Raw genomic sequence first — 20,863 nt, forward strand, 5'->3', positions numbered from 1 at the left:
TGAAGATCTGCGAGAGAGTGTCGAGCACGATGTGAAGAATCCTACGTCGTCTGATGCGTTCGCTGACCGGCCGGTTTACCGGTCAGCTGCGCGATGTGCTTGTCCGCGATGGATGCCACGGCGTCGTCAAGTCGTGGATCCTCACCGCGGGCGAGTCCCGCGTACTCCAGCCGCAGCGATCCGTCCGGCTGGTTGATGACCTTGACCCAGAGCCGCCGACGCGGCACGAACAGCGAGGTGAGCAGGCCGCCGAGCACGAGCACGGCGAACAGGAGCACCCACAGCTGAGTCGGATCGTGGTGGATGTCGAGGCTCGCGAACCGCTTGACGCCGTCGAACGTGACGGTGCCGAGCCCGTTCGGCAGCTGCTTGGTGTCGCCGGGCTTCAGATCTATCGCCGCCGTCTTGGCGCCCGGCCCGGCGAGCTCCTTCATCTTGTCGATGTCGAGCGTGTAGACCGACACCGGCTGGCCCTTGTCGAGCCCGAGGTCGCCCTCATAGACGGTGAGGCCGAGCATGGGGTTCTTCGTGTCGGGGAAGCTCGAGGCGTATGCACCCGTCGACAGCTTCGTGGCTGTCGGATAGAAGAAGCCGATCATGCCCAGCTGCGCCCCCAGCCCGTCCGGCACCTTGATGACGCCCTGCGAGGTCATGTTGGCGTCCTGAGACGGGAAGGGGATCGCGTCGTGGAAGACGGCCTTGCCCTTGGCATTCCGCACCGTGATGACGGGCGCGTAGCCATTGCCGAGCAGGTAGACATTGGTGCCGCCGATGCCGAGCGGATCGTTCACCTTGATGGTGCGTGACGTGGACGAGCCGTTCTCCGTCGCGGTCATGTGGGCGGTGTAGTCCAGCGGCGATCCGAGGGCGTTCTTGTTCGTCGTGTCGTATGTGACGTCGAGACTGTTCAACCGGAGGGAGTACGGAGCCAGCGTGTCTGTGTTCACGAATCGGCCGGGGTTGAACGAGTCGTAGGTGCCCAGCGAGTTCACGAAGCTCTGGCCGTCCACCACGATGCGCTGACCCGTGAATCCGAAGCCGCCGCCGACGCCGACCGCGAGCAGGATGCCGACCAGCGCGGCGTGGAACACGATGTTGCCGGTCTCGCGCAGGTATCCGCGCTCGGCCGACACCGATGCGTCCTTTCCCGTCTCGAGCACGACGGTGCGGTATCCGGATGCCTTGAGCAGCTTCTGCGCCGAGCTCACCGCCGCCTGCCGCGCAGCCAGCGTGTCCACCGGGGTTCCGTCGGATGTCGCTGCGCCCTTCAGCACGCGCACCCGGTATCCGGCCATGCGCTGCAGACGCGCGGGAGTTCGCGGCGGCTTCGCCTTCAGCGCCTCGAAGTGGTGCTTGATGCGCGGCAGAACGCAACCGACGAGTGAGACGAACAGCAGAAGGTAGATGGCCGAGAACCACACCGACGTGTATGTGTCGAAGACCTGGAGCTTGTCCAGGATGGGATACAGCGTCGGATGCTTCTGCTGCCACTCCACGACGCCATTCGGGTCGGAGAGGTGCTGCGGCACGAGGGATCCGGGCACGGCCGCGACGGCCAGCAGGAGCAGCAGGAACAGCGCGGTCCGCATGCTCGTCAACTGCCGCCAGAACCAGCGCATCCAGCCGACGAAGCCGAGCTTCGGCTGGGTCAGGTCGTCGGCATCCGGGGTGTCGACGTGGCCGGATGGTCGGCTGTCTCGCCGCGCCTGTGCGCGCTTGTCCTTGGCGCGCTCTGCGCGAGCCGCATTCTTGATGCCATCAGCGGATGTCGTGCCCTTCGCTTCGGCGCCGCCGCGCGTCCCTCCCTCGGCGGTGTCGCGCTCCGCGTCCGGCAGCGTTCCGGTGTCAGAGTGCTGTTCCAAAGCTCGGGATCACCGCCCCCAGCGCGCTGATCCACTGGTTCCAGACCCCGGTGACCATGAGGATGCCGATGGCGATGAGCAGCGCACCGCCGATGATGTTGATGACCCGGATGTGCCGGCGCAGGAACCCGACGGCTCCGGACGCCCAGCCCAGCCCGAGCGCGATGAGCACGAAGGGCACGCCGAGGCCGAGCGCGTAGAAGAGGGCGAGCACGGCGCCCTGCCACGCGGATCCGCTCGAGTAGCTCATGCTCGTGATGGCAACCAGCGTCGGTCCGGTGCACGGGCTCCAGCCGATCGCGAAGATGATGCCGAGCAACGGCGCGCCTGCGAGGCCCGTGATCGGACGCCACTGCGGCTTGAACGTACGCTGCAGGAACGTGAACTGACCGACGAACACGAGTCCGAGCAAGATCAGCACGACACCGGCGATCCGCGTGATGAGATCGCGCAACGGGATCATCCAGAAGCCGAGCGCGCCGAACACGAATCCGGTGAGCACGAACACGGCGGCGAAGCCGAGAACGAACAGCGTCACGCCGAGCACGAGCCGGTTGCGGCCGGTGTGGTCGACCGCCGTCTTGGTCGTCGTGCCGGTGGCTCGGCCGCCCGCGGCACCGGCGACCGTCGCCGCCGCGGCCGTTTCACCCGTGAAACCGCCGATGTAGGCGAGGTATCCCGGCACGAGCGGCAGGATGCAGGGCGATGCGAACGAGATGAAGCCTGCCAGCAGCGCAACGGGCACCGTCAGCAGCAGGGGTGCAGACACGATGAAGTTCTCGATGCCCATCAGTTGCCTTCGGCCAGCGCGGAGTCGATCAACGTCGTCAGCGTGGACGGTTGCGAGTCGATGTTGCCGTCGATGCGAGCGGCGATGCGACCCTTCTTATCGATCACGAAGGTCGTCGGCGTGGCGTTCGGACGCATGGATCCGCTGAACGCGAGCTGAACGGCCCCGGTGTCCGCATCGATGATCGAGGGGTAGTCCACCTTGAACTGCGCGTCGAACGATTGCGCGGTCGTTGCGGAGTCCCGGGTGTTCACGCCGACGAACTGCACGCCCTTCGACTTGTACTCCGCCGAGATCTTCGTGAGATCGGATGCCTCGGCGCGGCATGGCGCGCACGCCGCCCACCAGAAGTTCACGACGAGAACGTCGCCCATCTCGGACTTCGAGGAGAACGTGCCGCCGCTCGCCGTCGTGCCCGAGAAGTCGACGGGGGCGCCGCGATCCGCCGCCTTCACCTCGGTGACGCCGCTGCCGGCGATGTAGTTCTTGTCGTCGCCCGACGTGTACTGCTTGGCGAGGGCATCGTTGCTGCATCCGGCGAGTGCCGCACCAACGGCGAGCATCGCAGCGGCCACCGAAAGGATGCGACGTGCTCGAGCACCGTTCGTTCGAACGTTCACACCGCACCCACATCCGTCGACGCCACCGCAAGGGCGAACGCAGGATCGGCGTAGCCGACCTCGACGAGCTCACCGCGACGGCGCTCGAACGTGGTGATGCTGGAGAGCGTGCAGCGGCGGGTGCGGGGATCGTGCACGAAGCGCTCGCCCGCGACGGACAGGTGGGTGATCCAGATGGGCAGCTGATGGCTGACCAGCACGGCGTCGGCACCGAGATCGGTGGCGACATCGGGCTCTCCGGACGAGACCGGGATGCGCTCGACGCGATCGAAGGCGGCGTGGATGGCTGCGAGCATCCGCTCCTCGATGGACCGGTAGGACTCGCCCCAGCTGGGCCGGAGCGGGTTGATCAGCCACGGCCAGTTGAGCGGATTGCGCAGCGCGTCGGACATGACCTTGCCCTCGAAGTGGTTCGCCGGTTCGATGAGGCGAGCGTCCGTGTCGATGGTGCGGCTGTAGATCGCCGCGATCGGTGCGGCGGACTCCTGGGTGCGCTGCAGCGGGGAGGCGATCACCGCGGCGACGGGACGGCGACGAGCGACGAGATCGTCGGCTGCGGTCTGCGCCATGCTGCGCCCGAGGCCGGAGAGGTGGAAGCCCGGCATCCTGCCATAGAGGATGCGATCGGGATTGTGCACCTCGCCGTGACGGACGAGATGCACCTGGGAAGCTGCCACGGAACCCAAGTTTACGGATCGGACGTCGGTGAATTCGCTGAAGGCGCTGGCGGGGGCGCGGAGCGACTGCGGCACGACCGAGTGTGGCCCCACCAGGTGGGCGGATGCGACTCTGCCAGGTAAGCGGATGCGACTCTGCGGCGGATGCGGATGCCACTCCCCTGCGAACACGGATCCGACGATGTGACGCGCGCGGAGCCTCCCCCCTGGGCTCCGCGCCGTGATCGCGAATCTAGCGCCTCGGACCGTCGGCGCGGGATGGGGAGGACTCCCCATTCCGGGTGGGGGTGCGATGGATGCCCGTAGAATCTTCTGGTGACTTCCCGCATCCTCGTCAAGAACCTCGCCGCCCTTCCCGACGGCCCCGTCACCGTTTCCGGATGGGTCGAGACCGTGCGGGATCAGAAGAAGGTGCAGTTCGTCATCCTGCGTGACGAGTCGGGTGATGTGCAGCTCGTTCACCCGCGCGCGGCGGCACCCTCGACCGAGGTGGTGGAGACATCCGGTGACGTGCCCGTCGGTGTGAGCGTGACGGATGACGTGGCCGAGACGATCTCCTCGCTCACCCTCGGCTCGTTCATCACCGTGACCGGCGAGCTCAAGCACGACGAGCGTGTGAAGCTCGGCGGCATCGAGGTGAAGATCGAGTCGCTCACGGTCGAGACGTACGCACATCCCGAACTGCCGATCGCTGCGGATTCCGCGCTCGACAAGCGTCTCGACTACCGCTTCATCGACCTTCGTCAGCCGAAGAACAACCTCATCTTCCGCATTCAGACCACGCTCGAGCACGCGTGGCGTACGTGGTGGATCGACAACGGCTACGTGGAGGTGCACACCCCGACCTTCATGGCGACGCCGTCGGAGTCGCGCGCCGAGCTGTTCCAGCTCGACTACTTCGACATGGGCACCGCCTACCTGGCGCAGAGCCCGCAGCACTTCAAGCAGATGGCGCAGGCCGCCGGTTTCGGCAAAGTGTTCGCCATCACGCCCGTGTTCCGTGCCGACCCGTCGTTCACGTCGCGGCACGCCACCGAGTACACCAGTGTCGATGCGGAGCTGAGCTGGATCGACTCGCATGAAGACGTCATGGCCATGCAGGAGCAGTTGCTCGTGGCCGGCATCGCGGCTGTCAAGGACAAGCACGGCGAGGAGATCAAGGCACTGTTCGACATCGATGTCGAGGTGCCGGCGGTGCCGTTCCCGCGCATCCCGCTCGGCGAAGCCCTCGAGATCGTAAAGCAGCGTGGCTACACCGTGCCGCGCGAAGACGGCGACATGGACCCGGAGGGCGAGCGCCAGATCGCCGCCTACGTCAAGGAGACGTACGGCAACGACTTCGTGTTCCTCACCGACTATCCGCTGTCGATCCGGCCGTTCTACCACATGGTCGACGAGGAGACCGGGCTGACGAGGAGCTACGACCTCATCATGGGCGGCGTCGAGATCACCACCGGCGCTCAGCGCGAGCACCGGCTCGACGTGCTCGAGGCCCAGGCCGTCAAGAAGGGGCTCGAGCTCGAGGGCCTCGAGTCCTATCTCGACTTCTTCCGCTATGGGATCGCGCCGCACGGAGGCTTCGGCATGGGCCTCGCGCGCGTCATGATGCAGCTGCTCGGCGAGCAGTCGATCCGCGAGGTGACCTACCTGTTCCGCGGGCCGACGCGCCTCAAGCCGTAGCGCGGCTCGGTGCGTCAGGCGAAGGCGTCCGCGTCGTAGTACGTCACCTTCGACGCCCATCCGCCGGGAAGCAGCAGCGGTCCCCACTCCTCGCGCGCCGCATCCGAGTCGAAGCTCACGTCGACTCGCTCGCGCCACCGGCCGTCCGCCATCCGCTGCAGTGTCCCCTCCCACGTCACGCCTGGCGTGCGCTTGGCCTGCAGGCGCAGGTGGAGGCCGATCCCGCGTTCCCTGGCGAGCAGCGTGAGCAGTCCGCGGTACACGGATGCCCGTCCCACCTCCTGGAACCACGGCCGGAGGCTGCGCACGAGCACGTCCGCGCTCCACAGGATGGCAGTCGGAAAGCCCGTGCGCGACTGGTAGATGTCCACGGCGATCACGCCGGGGACGCGCCGAAGCGTGATCCTCAGCTCGTCTCGTGTCACGCCGTCATCGACGGTCGAGTGAAAGTAGACGGGGACCGCCGGCCGCGGCACGTCGAATCCGATCCGGCGTGCGGCAAAGTCCGAGATCTGCTGGGCGCCGGAGAAGAACGGGCGGATGTCGTCAACATAGTCCGCGACGACCCGCGCGGGAGGCTCTGTCTCGATGGATCCAGCGGTCTCGGCGTAGCTCGGCGAGTGGTGCGTCGCCGCGATGCGATAGCCGCGCGGCAGGGGCGGACCGGCTTTCACGGTGATCCATTCGCCGGCATCCGGTCCGGATCGGTGCACGACCCCGTCCCGCGGCACGACGATCGGGTTCTCCCGCGCCTCGAGCCGCGGCACGGTGTCGAGGATGTGTTCCAGCGACAGCACCTTGACCGTGCGCGGCAGCCGGTAGCGGCCGATCGGCGATCCCGCCGTCACCAGGTGTGTCACGGTGAAGTGCTCGCGCTCGGCGAGATCCGCGATCTGTGTCGCGACCATGCCGCCGAGGCTGAATCCCGCCACGAGCACCGGTTCACCGGAGCGGATGCCTGCCTGCCGCATCGCCTGCACCGCCGCACGTGTGAGCGTCGTCTCGTGCATCGACAGCGCGACGAAGTCCGCCGTGAGGTCGTTCGGAGCTCGACCGGCCCGCGGATGCCACGTCTGGGTGCTCGGAAGCTGCACGATCCAGCGCACGCCGGCGCGCGCATCCGTCCCACCCGATTCGGGCGCAGCACCGCCCGGCAGGTCTGACGGCACGGCCTGGTCTTCGCCCTCACCGCGGGTCGCGGACGACGCGCCCTGCGAGGCACCTGCGGCGTCGATCACGTCGTCCACCCGCACGATGCGGATCACGGCCACGTCCGCGCGGTCGTCGAGATCCGGATCGCCGAGGTCGTCGATCTCGCGCTGCGAGATGAAGAGCTCGCGCAGGCCGCCGATCCGGGTGCGTCGCATGGCCGTCAGCGCCAGCCCAGGCAGCCCGAGCACATCGGGGAACGGGCCGAGGGTGAGCCCCGAGAAGTGCCGGGGCGTGCTCCATTTGGCCTCGGCGGGACGGAACGGACCCGAATCGCTCTCGTCCCGCCACCACACCAGGAAGTCGGCGCGCTGGGGGAACGTCTCGTGCAGGAACTGGTCGTACGGCATCACGGAGACCGCGCGGCCGTCGTCGAAGTAGCCGAGGTTGCGGCCGAGCCCGACGAGCTTGGTCTCCAGCGACGGCACGTTGAACACGGCGATGTAGGGACGCGCACGCAGACGTGGCTGAAAGATCCCGACGAGCGACGCCAGAAGGGCGAGGGGCGCGAACAGGAATCCTGCCGTCCGAGCCGCGAGTCCGATCGTCCTCGGCAGCGTGGACACCCAGGCGTCGTTCACGACCGTCGCGCGTGCGGCTGCGCCGAACGGAGGGCGCAACGCGAACGGATACGGCCGAGCTCGCAGTCCGCGCAGCAGGTACCACGCGAGGTCCGCGACGGTCATCACGATCCAGAGGAGTCCGCGCACAGCCCACGCGACGATCGCGACCGCTGCCGCGGCCAGCCCCAGTGCAAGCATCACGACGGATGCCACGGCGACCGTCACCGCCAGCCCGATCCATCCGAGCGGCGTGCGGGGCCGGCGCAGCCAGGGCGGCAGCTGCGGTGCAGGAGTCTGTTCCGCGTCGGGCTCGGGTGCGCTCATGCGGTGGTGCGCGACGTGCGGACAGTCCCGGATCCGGCGGAACACAGCGTGCGGACGAGGGAACGGATGCCGCCACTCGAGGGGCTGGGTGCGGCATCCGGGATCATGGCACCAGCATAGGGACGACCTACGACCCGCCCACGGTGGCCGGATGTCGCGTCTCACCCCTTCGGGCAACCCGCCCTTCGTGTCCGCTGGCTAGCATCGACGCATGCCGACGCCGACCGACCTGATGCTCATCCCCGCTGGCGACTACCTGATGGGCTCCGACCGCTTCTACGCGGACGAGGGACCCGTGCACCGTGTGCACGTCGAGGAGTTCGAGCTCGACCGTCATCCGGTGACCAACGCCCAGTTCGCCGAGTTCGTCGCCGACACCGGCTACGTCACGGTTGCCGAGCGTCCGCTGGATCCGGCCGACTTCCCTGGCGCGGATCCCGCCGACCTCGTGCCGGGCGGCCTCGTCTTCACGCCGAGCCGCGGCCCGGTGAACCTCGGCGACTGGCGGCAGTGGTGGGCATGGGGTGCTGGAGCGAGTTGGCGTCATCCGTTCGGGGCATCGTCGTCGGTCGAAGGCCGGGAGGAGCATCCGGTCGTTCAGGTCGCGTACGAGGATGCCCTCGCGTACGCCGCGTGGGCCGGCAAGCGTCTGCCCACGGAGGAGGAGTGGGAGTTCGCCGCCCGCGGCGGCGGCCCTGACGGCCTGACCTACGCGTGGGGCGACGACCCGAAGCCGGACGGACGGCTCATGGCCAACAGCTGGCAGGGCCGCTTCCCGTACCTCAACACCGGCGCGGACGGCTGGGTCGGCACGTCGCCGGTCGGCACGTTCCCCGCGAACGGCTACGGACTCGTCGACATGATCGGGAACGTCTGGGAGTGGACGTCCACGTACTACTCGCCGCGGCACAACGTCGCGGCGTCGCGATCCCTTGGCCTCACGGACGTGAGCGACGCTCACGGCGCCCACGGGCACTGTGATGGCGGCCACGACGCCCACCACGGGCACGGCGACGGCCACGACCACGGCGGTCACGAGCACGGCCACGACCACGGCGGTCACGAGCACGACCACGACCACGGCGGTCACGAGCACGACCACCCGACGACGGATGCCGCCCACGACGCCGAATGCGCGTGCGGGCCGAGCGGCTCGATGCGCCCCCAGGCGGCCGCCCAACCGGAGTCGACGCGGAGTCTGGCCGCAGCATCCGCCGAGGAGGATGCCCGTAAGGAGGCCAGCGCGGAGCCCGGAACCGGTGTCCCGCGCCGCACGCTCAAGGGCGGATCGCACCTGTGCGCACCGGAGTACTGCCTGCGCTACCGGCCGGCCGCCCGCTCACCCGAGACCGAGGACTCCTCGACCACGCACATCGGATTCCGCTGCGCCAGCTGAGCCGCTGAGCAAGCCCCTCGACGCGCAGGTTCAGAGCGTGTAGTCGACTCCGGCGCGACCGATCGTGTTCGCGCGTACGAACCGGACGACTTCCTGGTGAACGGGATGCTGGATGTACTGCTGGAGGGCATCCTCGTCGGCGAACTCCGAGACCAGCACGACGTCGAAGTTGTCGGCAGCACCGGCGTCGTTGAGCCCGACCTCGAACGACCGGATCACGTCGATCTGGGGCGGAAGCGACAGCAGCCGGTCGCGGAATTCGGACTTGATCGCGTCCCGTTCCTGCTCGGTGTCGCCTGCGACCTTCCAGGTCACCACGTGACGAAGGGTCATCGTTCCTCCAGGTTCTTCGTGATGGCGGCGGTGAGCCGCTCCTTGTCCACGCGCCAGTAGGTGTGCTGGCGGCCGTCGATGAGCACGACAGGGATCTCCTCCGCATAGCGGTCGAACAGCTCCGGCTCGTCGAGGATCGAGCGTTCCCCGATACCGACGCGGGACGGATCCGGAAGCGCCTCGATCACCTGACGGATCGCCTCTCGCGCGTCGTCGCAGAGGTGGCATCCTGGCTTGCCGATGAGGGTGAGCTGCACGTCGGGCACGGCGTCCAGCCTAGGACGGGATCCGCATCGTCACTGCTTGTGAATCGTGCGGTCGCGGGCGCGCCAGCGACCACGGGCACACGCAAAAGCGCCGGGTCGGAACCCGGCGCTGAGGCGCGAAAAAGCGCCGGGCGTGCCCGGCGCTCGTTCGTGCTACTTCTTGTTGCGACGCTGGTGGCGAGTCTTGCGAAGCAGCTTGCGGTGCTTCTTCTTCGCCATGCGCTTGCGGCGCTTCTTGATAACCGAACCCACAAAGACCTCACAAAGTATTTCGGGATGCTGCGCGGCACACGGCAGCACGATCGCCTAGTCTACCATCCGGCAGAAGCACGGCTAGCGCTTGCGCTTCGGGCGCACGCGACCGACCACGTTCGAGACCCGATGGCTGGTGTCGGCGAACACCTTGCCCACCTGTTCCGCGAACTCCTTGGTCTCGTCCTTCAGTCCCGCCACGACGGCGCTCACGTCGATGTCGGAGATGTCGAACTCGCCGCTGACGAACGGCATGAGCCAGTCCTCGATCTCCTCGAGCGGCGTGACGTCGATGCGGTAGTAGCGGTGCTGACCCTCTTCCCGCACGGAGACGAGGCCCGCCTCGCGCAGCACCTTGAGGTGCTTCGACACGGTCGGCTGGCTGAGCTCCAGTTCCCCGACGATCTGGGAGACGCTGATCTCTCCGTCGTCCGTGTCCTCTGAGGCATCGAGGAGCACACGCAGAATGTCGCGCCGTGTGGCATCCGCGACGATGTCAAAGATGTCCGGCATCACCCCAGGCTACTGGTCGGATGCCGGTGGCACCATGCCCGCAGCGGCATCCGTCACCGAGATGCATGCCGCGCGCGGCACGCGGTGCACGACCCGGGCGGCCGCAATGGCAGAGGTACCATCGACCGCGAGCAGTTCGCGAGGAGGGCGGCCGATGCGCGATACGGCACAGGCGTCGCGGCACCTCATACCCTCCACGTGGTGGGGACGCGTGCAGCTGAGGGTGAACGAATTCGCCGGATCGAGCCCGTCTCGCTTCGCGCTCATCGTGTTCGCGACACTGATCCTGCTGTTCACACTGCTGCTGTCGCTTCCGTTCTCGGCCGCCCGAAGCACGGGCACGCCTCTCGCCGACGCGTTCTTCACGGCGGTCTCCGTCATCTGCGTGACGGGACTGTCGACGGTAGACATGGCGTCGCACTGGTCGGCCTTCGGACACGTGATCATCTACGTCGGCGTGCAGATCGGCGGCATCGGCGTGCTGACATTGGCATCCATCCTGGGCATGGTCATCTCACGCAAGCTCGGGCTGCGCGCCAAGCTGATCGCCGCCAGCGACAGCAACCCTCTGCGCGTGCATGCCGGCCCGGTCGCCGAGGGTCAGGCGATCCGTCTGGGCGAGATCGGCAGCCTGCTGCGCACGGTGGCGCTCAGCGCCGTGCTCATCGAGCTCGTCGTCGCCTGCGTGCTCTTCCCGCGGATGCTCGCCCACGGCTTCAGCCTGTACGACAGCTCCCTGAACTCCCTCTACTACTCGGCCATGGCGTTCACGAACACCGGATTCACCCCGAACGAGGCGGGGCTCGCCCCCTTCGCCACCGATGACGTGTTCCTCACGGCGTTGATGGTGGGCGTCGTCGCGGGAGCCATCGGATTCCCGGTAATCTACGCGATCGCGCAGAACCTCCGTCGTCGTGTTCGACGTCGCTTCTGGACCCTGCACGTCAAGCTGACCATCGTCACGTTCGCGCTGCTGCTCGTTGCGGGCTGGGTGCTCTACTTCGCCCTCGAGGCAGGGAACCCGCGCACTCTCGGTCCGGGCGGCCCAGGCGACGCTGCCTTCCAATCCCTCTTCATGTCGGTGATGGCACGCTCGGGTGGGTTCTCGGTCGTCGGCATCGACCACCTGCACACGTCGTCACTCATGGTCACCGACATGCTCATGTTCGTGGGTGGCGGATCCGCGTCGACGGCCGGCGGCATCAAGGTGACGACGCTCGCGGTGCTCTTCCTCGCCGCGCTCGCCGAGGCGCGAGGCGTCGACTCGATGGAGGCGTTCCGGCGTCGCATCCCGACGGACGTGCTGCGCGTTGCCGTCAGCGTGGTGCTCTGGGGAGCGACGATCGTCGCCGTCTCAACCGTGACCGTGCTCGCGATCACGAAGGACTCGCTGGATCACGCGCTGTTCGACGTGATCAGCGCGTTCGCGACGTGCGGGCTCTCCACCGGGCTGACGCAGCACGCGCCGACGGCCGCCGTCTACGTGCTCGCCATCACGATGTTCCTCGGCCGCGTGGGTACAGTGACCCTCGCCGCAGCGCTCGCGCAATCGCAGCGCGGACAGTACTACCAGCATCCGGAAGAAAGGCCGATCGTTGGCTGATCGCATCAGGCACGACGCACCAGTACTCGTCATCGGCCTCGGCCGGTTCGGGGCCGCCACCGCCGGGCAGCTCGACCGGCTCGACCGCGAAGTGCTCGCCGTCGACACGGATCAGAACCTCGTGCAGAAGTGGTCGGAGCGCATCACGCACACCGTCCAGGCGGACGCCCGCTCCATCGACGCCCTGCGCCAGATCGGCGCCCAGGACTTCTCGATAGCCGTGGTCGCGGTCGGATCGTCGGTGGAGGCATCCGTTCTCATCACCGCGAATCTCGTCGACCTCGGCATCCCGCAGATCTGGGCCAAGGCCATCTCGAAGTCGCACGGCACGATCCTGCAGCGCATCGGCGCCAACCACGTGATCTATCCGGAAGCCGAGGCCGGCGAGCGGATCGCGCACCTGCTGGCGGGACGGATGCTCGACTTCATCGAATTCGACGACGACTTCGTGCTCGTGAAGATGTATCCGCCGAAGGTCATCAGGGGCGTTTCGCTGACCGAATCCCAGGTGCGACGCAAGTACGACATCACCGTCGTCGGCGTGAAGACGCCCGGCCAGCCGTTCACGTACGCCACCCCGGACACGGTGGTCAGCGACCACGACCTCATCATCGTGTCCGGAGCCAGCTCGGACGTGGAGCGGTTCGCGGCCCTGGAGTGAATGCAGCCCTGCAGTGAACGCTGCCCTGCAGGATCGCGCCCGGTTCTCGCACACGGCCGCCTTCGAGCGTGTCGCTGTGCCCTCTTCGAGCGTGTCGCCGTGCCGCCTTCGAGCGCGTCGCCGTGCCGTCTTCAGGCGCACGAGCGATCGGCACGCGATATGCGCTCCGATCGCTCGTGCGCCTGAAGAAGGAACATGCCGACAGCGTGGCAGCACGAAAGGAACGCGCTGACAGCCGCAAGGCACGACGGAACGCGCTGAGAGCCGGACAGCACGACGCAACCGAGTCTGCTTCGACGCAACCGAGTCTGCTTCGACGCAACCGAGTCGCGTCGACGCAACCGAGTCTGCTTCGACGCAACCGAGTCGCGTCGACGCAACCGAGACTGCGCCGACGCAACCGAGACTGCGCCGACGCAACCGAGACTGCGCCGACTCAGCCGGCAGCGAGTTCGCGCGCCCTGGCGAGCGCGGCATCCGTCGCCCGGTCGAAGACCGCCTTCAGGTCGGCCTCCTGCAGCACAGCGACGGCGCGCTCGGTCGTGCCCTTCGGGCTGGTCACCTGGATGCGCAGCTCGGTCGGTGTCGCATCCGACGCCTCCAGCAGGTGCGCAGCACCGATGAACGTGCCGTTCACGAGCTCGGCCGCCTGCTCCGGAGTGAACCCCTTGTCGATCGCCGTCGCGGTGAGCTGCTCGATGAGCAGGTAGACGTAGGCGGGACCCGAGCCCGAGATGGTGCTGAGCGCATCCAGCTGCGACTCCGGCACCTCCACCACGGTTCCGACCGTCTCGAACAGCGCGCGCACGGTCGCGACCTGGTCCGGCGTCGATCGGGTGCCGGCGCTGACACCGGTGACAGCCCTGCCGACGATGGCCGGGGTGTTGGGCATCGACCTGACCACGGCGACGGATGCCGGCAGCAACTCCTCGAAGCGCGCGACGGTCACGCCCGCCGCCACGCTCACGACGATCGCGTCCGGCTCGATGGCGTCGGCGATCTCGGCGAGGAGGTCGGGCACCATGGCCGGCTTCACCGCGACGAGCACGATGCCGGCGCCGGCGACGGCCTTGCGGTTCGCCTCCGAATCCTCCTCGGTGGCCAGCGCCTGCACGCCGTCCTTGTGCTCGAGGGACGCGGCGCGCGCCGTGCTCCTGTTGGTCACCACGATGTCGCCATCGACGCGGACCCCCGGCTGCAGCAGTCCGCTGAGGATGGCTCGGCCCATGGATCCCGCGCCCAGGATCGCGATCTTCGGCAGTTCGACGACGTTCTCGCTCATGGGCTCAAGCCTAGGGTTCGGTCGCCCAACTGGTTGAGGGTCGGCCGGCTGCTCACGCTCGTCGAAACGAGCCCAGCATGCGATAGGGCTGGAGTCGACGACGACAGAGCTGGTTTCGACAAGCTCAACCAGCAAGTGGCCGGCCGGCTTCGCTCCCCGGCTCAACCGGTGGGTCAGGCTCCAGCGCGTCAATAGGATTGAGCGCATGAGCGAGGCGGATCGTACGGCGGCGGCACAGGACGCGGACATTCCGGATCACGCCGAAGGCAGCACCAAGGCGATCCTCGCGGCATTCGCCGCGAACCTCGGCATCGCACTCACGAAGTTCATCGCGTGGGCGTTCTCCGGATCCTCGTCCATGCTCGCCGAGGGCGTCCATTCGCTCGCCGACTCCTGCAACCAGGTGCTGCTGATGATCGGCGGACGGCGAGCGAAGCGACGGGCCGACACCGAGCATCCGTTCGGATACGGCCGCGAGCGGTTCGTGTATGCGTTCGTGGTGTCGATCATCCTGTTCTCCGTCGGTGGCGTGTTCTCCATCTACGAGGGCATCGAGAAGATCACGCATCCACATCCGATCGAGGTGTGGTGGCTGCCGCTGCTCGTGCTGGTCATCTCGATCTGCCTTGAGAGCTTCTCGCTGCGCACGGCCATCCGCGAGTCGCGCCCGCACAAGACCACACGGTCGTGGTTCGCGTTCGTGCGCCGCGCGAAGGCACCGGAGCTGCCGATCGTGCTGCTCGAGGACGTCGCTGCGCTCACCGGCCTCACGTTCGCGCTGATCGGCGTCGGCCTCGCGATCCTCACCGGCAACGGCGTCTGGGACGGCATCGGCACCGTGTTCATCGGCGCTCTTCTCGTGGTCGTGGCCGTTGTGCTCGGCATGGAGACCAAGAGCCTGCTCGTGGGCGAAGGGGCGAGTGAAGCGGATGTCGCGGCCATCCAGAACGCGATCCTTTCCGGCGGCGAGACCGACCGGGTGATCCACTTGAAGACCCTGTACCTCGGACCGGACGAGCTCATGGTCGCGGCCAAGATCGCTCAACCGGCATCACGCACACTCCGCGATGTCGCCGCCTCGATCGACGCGATCGAGGCGCGCATCCGCGATGCCGTACCCGTGTCCGGCGTCATCTACCTGGAGCCGGATGTATTCCACGACGACCAGCCGGCCCCGCCGACGGAGACGATCGTGATCAAGGGCGAGGACTGAGGCCAAGCCTCCCGAACTCGGCGGACGTTCCCAGGGTTCTCGCCAGGTATCGGTACCGCGCCCGGTATTGGGTACCGCGCCAGAAAAGGTGGCGCAGTCGCGCAAGGCCGGCGCGATCGCGGGGCACGCAGTGACGAACAGTGGTTGTCACTTCACGTCGGCCGGCAGCACTGCCGCGACGAGGGCGCGCGCCGTCGCGCGCGGACGCTTGACGGAGTCACGTCCGTCGAAGACCGCGAGAAACGCGGTGTGCAATGCTGCGCCCGTGAGAAGCGTGGCCACGGCGTCGGTGTCGAGCTCGGCCGGCAGTCGTCCCGCCGCTTGCTGCCGCTCGAGGTAGGCCCGCACGGATCGCTGCGGGGCCGCGGGCCCTGCGCCCGTCGCGTCGGCCATCCGACGCTGCGCGGCAAGCAGGTCAGGCGTGCTGAAGACGGAGACCGAGATCGGGAACGACGCGACGTAGAAGCGCATCATGGCAGCCACCAGCCGTTCCAGCGCGCGGCGCACGTTCACCTCGTCGTCCTCGATCGCCGCCCGGAACGATGGCAGCCGTTCCTCGAGCACCGCGACGAACAGTCGGGACTTGTCATCGAAGTACTTGTAGAGCATGGCCTCCGAGTAGCCGGCCGCCCGTGCGATCTCCTTCGTCGTCGCGGCGCCGATGCCCTTCTCGGTGAGAACCGCGGCAGCGGCATCGAGGATCCGGTCGCGCGGACCACGCGTCTCGTGCCCGTTCTCGGCCATGTCCGCCCCTTCGACCGCGAAACCCTTGACAGGTGAGTGTTCACTCACCTTACACTCAGGCATGGTGAGTAAACATTTACTCACCCACGATCGAGCCTCGTGTCGGGAGCGACCGGATTCACGCGCGCCGACAGCACGCGATTCGAACCAGGTCCATTCGCCTCGGGTCGATCCGACCCCACGACCATGAAGGAGACCGCAGATGCGCATCGCCGTCATCGGAGCCAACGGCCGCACCGGCCGCCTCGTCACGGAATCCCTGCTGGCCAGGGGCCACGAAGTGACAGCCGTCGTGCGCTCCCCCGAGAAGTTGGGCGACCTCGCGGCGCGAGTCCGCGTGGTGACAGCATCCGCGGACGACATCGACGGCATCGCGAGTGGAATCGCGGACGCGGATGCCGTGATCAGCGCCCTCGGGCACGGCCCGTCTAGCGGCGAGCAGGTGCTGGCCGACGGCATCCGCACCGATCTCGTCGCGATGGACCGCACCGGACGCCGCCGTCTCGTGATGATCTCCGCTGCCGGGATCACGACGGATGGCGACGGCTGGTTCACGCGCACGATCGTCAAGCCGCTGCTCGGCCTCTTCCTCCGCAAGTCGTTCGCGGACACCAGGAACGCGGAGGCTCTGCTTCAGGCGTCGGATGCGGACTGGATCATCGTGCGCCCGCCCATGCTCCGCGACGGCGCGCCCAGCGGATACGTGTCTCGCGAGGGCCTCAACGTGCGCGGCCTGTTCACGATGAACCGCGCCGATCTGGCGGAAGCACTCGTCGACCTCGCCATCGACGCTCCGCCGCGCACGGTGTTCGCCGTCGCGAGCAAGAAGCCCGCACGGGCGGCGGAGCGGCAGAAGCTCGACGCCTGATCCGATCCGGGGGCGGAGGGTCGCACGTCGACTCGCTTCCCTCGTTCAACGAGCTCGTCGAACGCTCAGCGCTCTCATCGGACCCGCACCGAGCTCGCCGGAGGAGTTCAGCGGCGCGACTCGAAGAATTCCTCGAGGAGGGCGGCACAGGCATCCGCTTCAACACCGCCGTACACCTCGACTCGATGGTTCAGGCGACGGTCGCGCAGCACGTCGTACACACTGCCGGCGGCACCGGCCTTCTCGTCCCACGCGCCGAAGACGACGGTGGGCACGCGAGCCGACAGGATGGCGCCGGCGCACATCACGCACGGCTCGAGCGTGACGACGAGCGTGGCATCCGTCAGATGCCAATCACGTGTCGTCTCGGATGCTGCCCGGAGCGCCAGGATCTCGGCGTGAGCCGTCGGATCCTGCCGGGCCTCGCGCTCGTTGCGGCCCGCGCCCAGTACCGTGCCATCCCGGTCGAGCACGATCGCGGCCACCGGCACGTCGCCCGTCGCGAGGGCGAGACGGGCGTCGGCGATGGCCCGATGCATCCATCCCGGCTGGTCGATGGTGGGCACTGCTTCCCTTCGGTCGTGCTGCTGGATCCGTGCGCCGAGCGAACGAATCGAGACGGCCGTCGGCAATCCGCCGGGCACAGCCTAGGGTTGAGCCTATGCGAGTGCACGTTGCCGACCACCCCCTCGTCACCCACAAATTGACGGTGCTCCGCAACCGCGAGACGCCCGCCGTGACCTTCCGTGCGTTGGTCGAGGAGCTCGTGACGCTGCTCGCCTACGAAGCGACCCGCTCGGTGCGCGTCGAGCCGATCGACATCCAGACTCCGGTGGCGCCGACGACCGGCGTGACGCTGGCGGATCCGAAGCCCCTCGTCGTGCCGATCCTGCGCGCCGGACTCGGCATGCTCGAGGGCATGGTGAAGCTCGTCCCCTCTGCCGAGGTCGGTTTCCTCGGGATGGTGCGCAACGAGGAGACGCTGCAACCCACGACGTATGCCGAGCGGCTCCCTGAGGATCTCTCCAACCGTCAGTGCTTCGTGCTCGACCCGATGCTCGCCACCGGCGGATCGCTGAGCGCTGCGATCGAGTTCCTGTTCAAGCGCGGAGCCGTGGATGTCACGGCCATCTGCATCCTCGCCGCCCCCGAGGGCCTCGAGGCCGTCGAGCGCCTCACCGAGGGCCGCAATGTGACGCTCGTCGTCGGAGCGGTCGACGAGCGACTCAACGAGCACGGATACATCATCCCCGGCCTCGGCGACGCCGGCGATCGGCTCTACGGACTGGTGTAAGTCACGTGCAATGAAGGAGGGGCCCGTCCGCCCGGACGGGCCCCTCCTTCATTGCGGTGTGGCTATTGCTCGCCTGCGGTGCGGCGACGGCGGATCAGTGCGAAGGCGAGCACCGCGCCGCCGAGCACGATGATGGCGCCTCCGCCCACGAGCGGGAACACGAGGTTCGAGCCGGTGTCAGCGAGCCCGTTCGACGCATCCGTCGTGGCCGCGGCCCCGACAGCGGTCGGCTTGGAGTCGAACGTGAAGGTCTGGCATCCGACGGTGATCGAGACGATCTCGGCCGAGCCCTTCTCGTCCGCGCCGAGCTGGAAGCCGACGCTCACGATCGTGGCCTTCGGGTTCTTCGCCAGGTAGTCCTGCAGCGTGCCGAGGCTCGCGAAGCCGGAGCCTGCCGCGACGCCGAAGTCATGGGCGTCCGTTGCCCACTGACCCGCTCCCTGATACACGAGGTCTCCGTCGGAAGTGCCCTCGCCGTTCAGGTGGATGCCGAGCCTGAGGCCGGGCGCGACGCCGCTCACGTTCGTGAGGTCGATCGCGGGCGAACCGGCGTCCTGCAGCGGGATGTCCACCGTGTGGGTCCCCGCCACGAGGGCGTTACCGGAGGCGTCATCCGTCCACACCTTCAGCGTCGTCGGCGTGTAGTCGTAGTGACCGGCGGACCGGACCGTGTAGTCCCAGCCGGCGTTGTCCAGATTCGATGCCAGGATCACCGGAAGCTGGGTGTCGCACGCCGTGATCGTCGGCGGCACGTAGCACTCGGCCTGCGGGTTCGTGCTCTGGTTCGTCTTGATCGGGCTGAACGACACATCCTGCTCGAACGGCTGCGCCAACGAATATCCCGCCGCCGCCGTGGCGGTGATCACGTTCGGACCGCCGGCGTTCATCGGATACGTGCCGGGTGCCTGATCGGTCGCCGGGTTGTTCACGTGCCAGACGACGCCTTCGACGGCAGGAAGGGTGAGCGTGGCATTCGATGTGCCATTGCCACAGACGTTGTCGGTGTACGTGACGTGGGGCTCCACCACCTGCTTGCAGTCGGGGTTGATCACGAACTTCCACGCCGTGTTGAGGCCGCCGGGAGAAAGGGACTCCGCCGGATGGCCCGGTGACGTGAGGTTCGTGCCGTTCTTCGCCGCCGCGAGCAGAGCCTGCGTCGTCGCGTTGTCGATGTAGCTATCCACCTGGTAGTACGTGCCGCAGGTGTCGGGCACGGGAACGTCGAGCGTCTCGGTCGTCTCGGGGGTGGCGCTCACGAACGTCTGCGGCCAGGTCGCCGAGTTGCTGTCCGCCGGCTTCGTGGGCATCTGCCAGACGACCGTCTGGTAGCTGGTGGGCGTGCAGTTGCCACCCTTCAGCTCGTCTTGCACCTCATAGGTCACCGTCGTCGTGTTCTTCCCGTTCGAGAACAGGTGGCCGTCGGTTGCCGTCGCCGCACGCGAGTGCGTTCCAACCGCTGTGGAGTACGAGTCCGAATCCCACGAGGCGTTCTCGATGGCGAACTGCACCGTGGACGTGCTGGTGCATGTCGGCGGGGTCACCGTCGCCTGCGCGACCGCATCGTGGCCGGGCGCGACGACACAGTCGCCGCCGAGCTGGACCGTGCCGCCATTGTCGACGCTGCGCCAGCGCTGCCAGTCGGTCTGCACGGTGACCTCAGCGGCCTTCGCGCTCCCCTTGATACCCGCCTGGGTGAAGGTCGTGGTCCAGTTGCCCGTTCGTGTCGGGATGCCGGACTGCCCACCCGATTTCCGGTGAGCGTCGACGGCGTTCAGCCACAACTGTCCGTCCACGGGCCCGGAGACCCCCACCCCCGCCGCGTACAGGGTGCTCGGCTCAGGCGTGTGCGCGATCACCTTGACGTCGGCATGGTCGCCATCCGGTGTCTGGGTCTGGGTGTAGGTCCAGGTGACCGTGTACGTGCCGTCGTTCTGACACTGGGCGGTTCCCGCCACTGCGCCGGTGTGCGCGCTCGCGGGCGCGGCGATGCCGACCACTGCGCCTGCTGCCAGCAGAGCTGCCGCGCCGATCACCGCCCCGATTCTCTTCAGATTCATTCGCTGTGGCTCTCCAGATACAGGGTTGCTTGCGCCCAAAGGTGAGTTATACTCGACTTCTGCGTCACAGCGGCATCGAGGCCTCCGGGAGCTGTCGAAAAAGGGCGCGCGAAGCCCTGAGGGTGCAGGGAAGCGGCGCGTGCCGAGGGTCGGAATCTCGACGAGCGTTCGGGGTGGCTCGGGGGTGCGGGTGAAGCTCGAGTGGTGCTGGGGGCGCTTCGCGCGACTCACGACAAGGCGCGCGGTTGCGCCAGTTTAGCGGCACGGCGACCCTGAAAATCAACAAATCCGCAGCAGCGCATCGGCGGCTTGCCGACCGTGCTCCGACGAGCAGATCCGGTGCATGCCCACACCGCTTCGGAGGACGGGATGACCGCGTCTTCCGAAGGATCGACCGCCGTCGCAACGCGAGTTTCGTGTTTGACAGAGACTCGAGCATCCGCTTTACTTGCACACATGACTGCACCCACGCGCACCCTGACCTCCTTCGAGGCCCTTGGGCACGCCGGCATGATGATGCCCGGCCGCGCTGCCGTCATGTGCTGTCGAATGTGTCGCTGATCTGACGACCATCCGCCGAGCCGTCGTCGACCGAGTTGCATCGCAGATCACGGAGAGACCACTTCGTGCATCGCGACACAACCGGCCAAGCAGGA

The 20,863-nt window shown here is 67.6% G+C and carries 20 protein-coding genes; 7 read left to right on the forward strand and 13 right to left on the reverse strand.

Annotated elements, in window-relative coordinates:
* Positions 1–41: 41 nt before the first annotated feature.
* The 4 genes from resB to ACX9R5_RS00140 all read right to left on the reverse strand — a co-directional run bounded on the left by resB (position 42) and on the right by ACX9R5_RS00140 (position 3,949).
* Positions 42–1,619 carry a cytochrome c biogenesis protein ResB gene (gene resB, locus ACX9R5_RS00125; RefSeq protein WP_459409002.1) on the reverse strand — a complete coding sequence of 526 codons (1,578 nt, stop codon included), beginning with the start codon at positions 1,617–1,619 and terminating at the stop codon, positions 42–44.
* Positions 1,620–1,845: 226 nt separating this feature from the next.
* Positions 1,846–2,652, reverse strand: a complete 807-nt coding sequence (locus tag ACX9R5_RS00130; RefSeq protein ID WP_459406978.1) for a cytochrome c biogenesis CcdA family protein — start codon at positions 2,650–2,652, stop codon at positions 1,846–1,848.
* Complete coding sequence (locus ACX9R5_RS00135) at positions 2,652–3,227, reverse strand: TlpA family protein disulfide reductase (RefSeq protein WP_459406979.1); 576 nt, start codon at positions 3,225–3,227, stop codon at positions 2,652–2,654. Before ACX9R5_RS00135 ends, ACX9R5_RS00130 begins: the two co-directional genes overlap by 1 nt.
* 41 nt (positions 3,228–3,268) lie before the next feature.
* Positions 3,269–3,949 (reverse strand): histidine phosphatase family protein, encoded by a 681-nt coding sequence (locus tag ACX9R5_RS00140; protein WP_459406980.1) that lies wholly within the window; start codon positions 3,947–3,949, stop codon positions 3,269–3,271.
* Between the two features lie 315 nt (positions 3,950–4,264).
* Here ACX9R5_RS00140 and aspS point away from each other — a divergent pair, with 315 nt between their 5' ends.
* Positions 4,265–5,629, forward strand: coding sequence for an aspartate--tRNA(Asn) ligase (aspS, locus tag ACX9R5_RS00145; protein ID WP_459406981.1), 1,365 nt, complete (start codon positions 4,265–4,267; stop codon positions 5,627–5,629).
* Between the two features lie 14 nt (positions 5,630–5,643).
* Here the strand turns inward: aspS and ACX9R5_RS00150 are convergent, their stop codons facing one another.
* Positions 5,644–7,725, reverse strand: a complete 2,082-nt coding sequence (locus tag ACX9R5_RS00150; protein WP_459406982.1) for a hypothetical protein — start codon at positions 7,723–7,725, stop codon at positions 5,644–5,646.
* Positions 7,726–7,936: 211 nt separating this feature from the next.
* Between ACX9R5_RS00150 and ACX9R5_RS00155 the strand changes: the two genes are divergently transcribed.
* Entirely contained in the window at positions 7,937–9,121 is a 1,185-nt protein-coding gene (locus tag ACX9R5_RS00155) for a formylglycine-generating enzyme family protein (protein WP_459406983.1), read from the forward strand.
* 30 nt (positions 9,122–9,151) lie between these two features.
* Here the strand turns inward: ACX9R5_RS00155 and ACX9R5_RS00160 are convergent, their stop codons facing one another.
* The 4 genes from ACX9R5_RS00160 to ACX9R5_RS00175 form a co-directional block, all read right to left on the reverse strand.
* Positions 9,152–9,454, reverse strand: coding sequence for a Dabb family protein (locus tag ACX9R5_RS00160; RefSeq protein WP_459406984.1), 303 nt, complete (start codon positions 9,452–9,454; stop codon positions 9,152–9,154).
* Positions 9,451–9,720, reverse strand: a complete 270-nt coding sequence (locus ACX9R5_RS00165; RefSeq protein ID WP_459406985.1) for a glutaredoxin family protein — start codon at positions 9,718–9,720, stop codon at positions 9,451–9,453. Before ACX9R5_RS00165 ends, ACX9R5_RS00160 begins: the two co-directional genes overlap by 4 nt.
* Before the next feature lie 153 nt (positions 9,721–9,873).
* Complete coding sequence (locus tag ACX9R5_RS00170) at positions 9,874–9,972, reverse strand: 30S ribosomal protein bS22 (protein WP_003792170.1); 99 nt, start codon at positions 9,970–9,972, stop codon at positions 9,874–9,876.
* Positions 9,973–10,053: 81 nt separating this feature from the next.
* Positions 10,054–10,485, reverse strand: coding sequence for an ArsR/SmtB family transcription factor (locus ACX9R5_RS00175; protein WP_459406986.1), 432 nt, complete (start codon positions 10,483–10,485; stop codon positions 10,054–10,056).
* Between the two features lie 154 nt (positions 10,486–10,639).
* Between ACX9R5_RS00175 and ACX9R5_RS00180 the strand changes: the two genes are divergently transcribed.
* Together ACX9R5_RS00180 and ACX9R5_RS00185 are read left to right on the forward strand one after the other, a co-directional pair.
* On the forward strand, positions 10,640–12,088 hold the full coding sequence (locus tag ACX9R5_RS00180; protein WP_459406987.1) for a TrkH family potassium uptake protein: 1,449 nt from the start codon (positions 10,640–10,642) through the stop codon (positions 12,086–12,088).
* Positions 12,081–12,749: a potassium channel family protein gene (locus ACX9R5_RS00185; protein ID WP_459406988.1), complete on the forward strand. Its 669-nt coding sequence runs from the start codon at positions 12,081–12,083 to the stop codon at positions 12,747–12,749. Before ACX9R5_RS00180 ends, ACX9R5_RS00185 begins: the two co-directional genes overlap by 8 nt.
* A 436-nt stretch (positions 12,750–13,185) precedes the next feature.
* Here the strand turns inward: ACX9R5_RS00185 and proC are convergent, their stop codons facing one another.
* Positions 13,186–14,031 (reverse strand): pyrroline-5-carboxylate reductase, encoded by an 846-nt coding sequence (gene proC, locus ACX9R5_RS00190; RefSeq protein ID WP_459406989.1) that lies wholly within the window; start codon positions 14,029–14,031, stop codon positions 13,186–13,188.
* Between the two features lie 205 nt (positions 14,032–14,236).
* Between proC and ACX9R5_RS00195 the strand changes: the two genes are divergently transcribed.
* A complete protein-coding gene (locus ACX9R5_RS00195) occupies positions 14,237–15,244 on the forward strand; it encodes a cation diffusion facilitator family transporter (RefSeq protein WP_459406990.1) in 1,008 nt (335 codons plus the stop codon).
* Positions 15,245–15,391: 147 nt separating this feature from the next.
* Here the strand turns inward: ACX9R5_RS00195 and ACX9R5_RS00200 are convergent, their stop codons facing one another.
* Complete coding sequence (locus ACX9R5_RS00200) at positions 15,392–15,988, reverse strand: TetR/AcrR family transcriptional regulator (protein ID WP_459406991.1); 597 nt, start codon at positions 15,986–15,988, stop codon at positions 15,392–15,394.
* 202 nt (positions 15,989–16,190) lie between these two features.
* Here ACX9R5_RS00200 and ACX9R5_RS00205 point away from each other — a divergent pair, with 202 nt between their 5' ends.
* Complete coding sequence (locus tag ACX9R5_RS00205) at positions 16,191–16,856, forward strand: NAD(P)-dependent oxidoreductase (RefSeq protein ID WP_459406992.1); 666 nt, start codon at positions 16,191–16,193, stop codon at positions 16,854–16,856.
* Positions 16,857–16,963: 107 nt separating this feature from the next.
* Here the strand turns inward: ACX9R5_RS00205 and tadA are convergent, their stop codons facing one another.
* Positions 16,964–17,422 (reverse strand): tRNA adenosine(34) deaminase TadA, encoded by a 459-nt coding sequence (gene tadA / locus ACX9R5_RS00210; protein WP_459406993.1) that lies wholly within the window; start codon positions 17,420–17,422, stop codon positions 16,964–16,966.
* Positions 17,423–17,517: 95 nt separating this feature from the next.
* Between tadA and upp the strand changes: the two genes are divergently transcribed.
* Positions 17,518–18,150 carry a uracil phosphoribosyltransferase gene (gene upp / locus ACX9R5_RS00215; protein ID WP_459406994.1) on the forward strand — a complete coding sequence of 211 codons (633 nt, stop codon included), beginning with the start codon at positions 17,518–17,520 and terminating at the stop codon, positions 18,148–18,150.
* A 62-nt stretch (positions 18,151–18,212) separates the two neighbouring features.
* Here upp and ACX9R5_RS00220 read toward each other — a convergent pair whose 3' ends face one another.
* Positions 18,213–20,207: a hypothetical protein gene (locus ACX9R5_RS00220; protein ID WP_459406995.1), complete on the reverse strand. Its 1,995-nt coding sequence runs from the start codon at positions 20,205–20,207 to the stop codon at positions 18,213–18,215.
* Between the last annotated feature and the right edge of the window lie 656 nt (positions 20,208–20,863).

It is taken from the genome of Rathayibacter sp. CAU 1779, assembly GCF_054551755.1.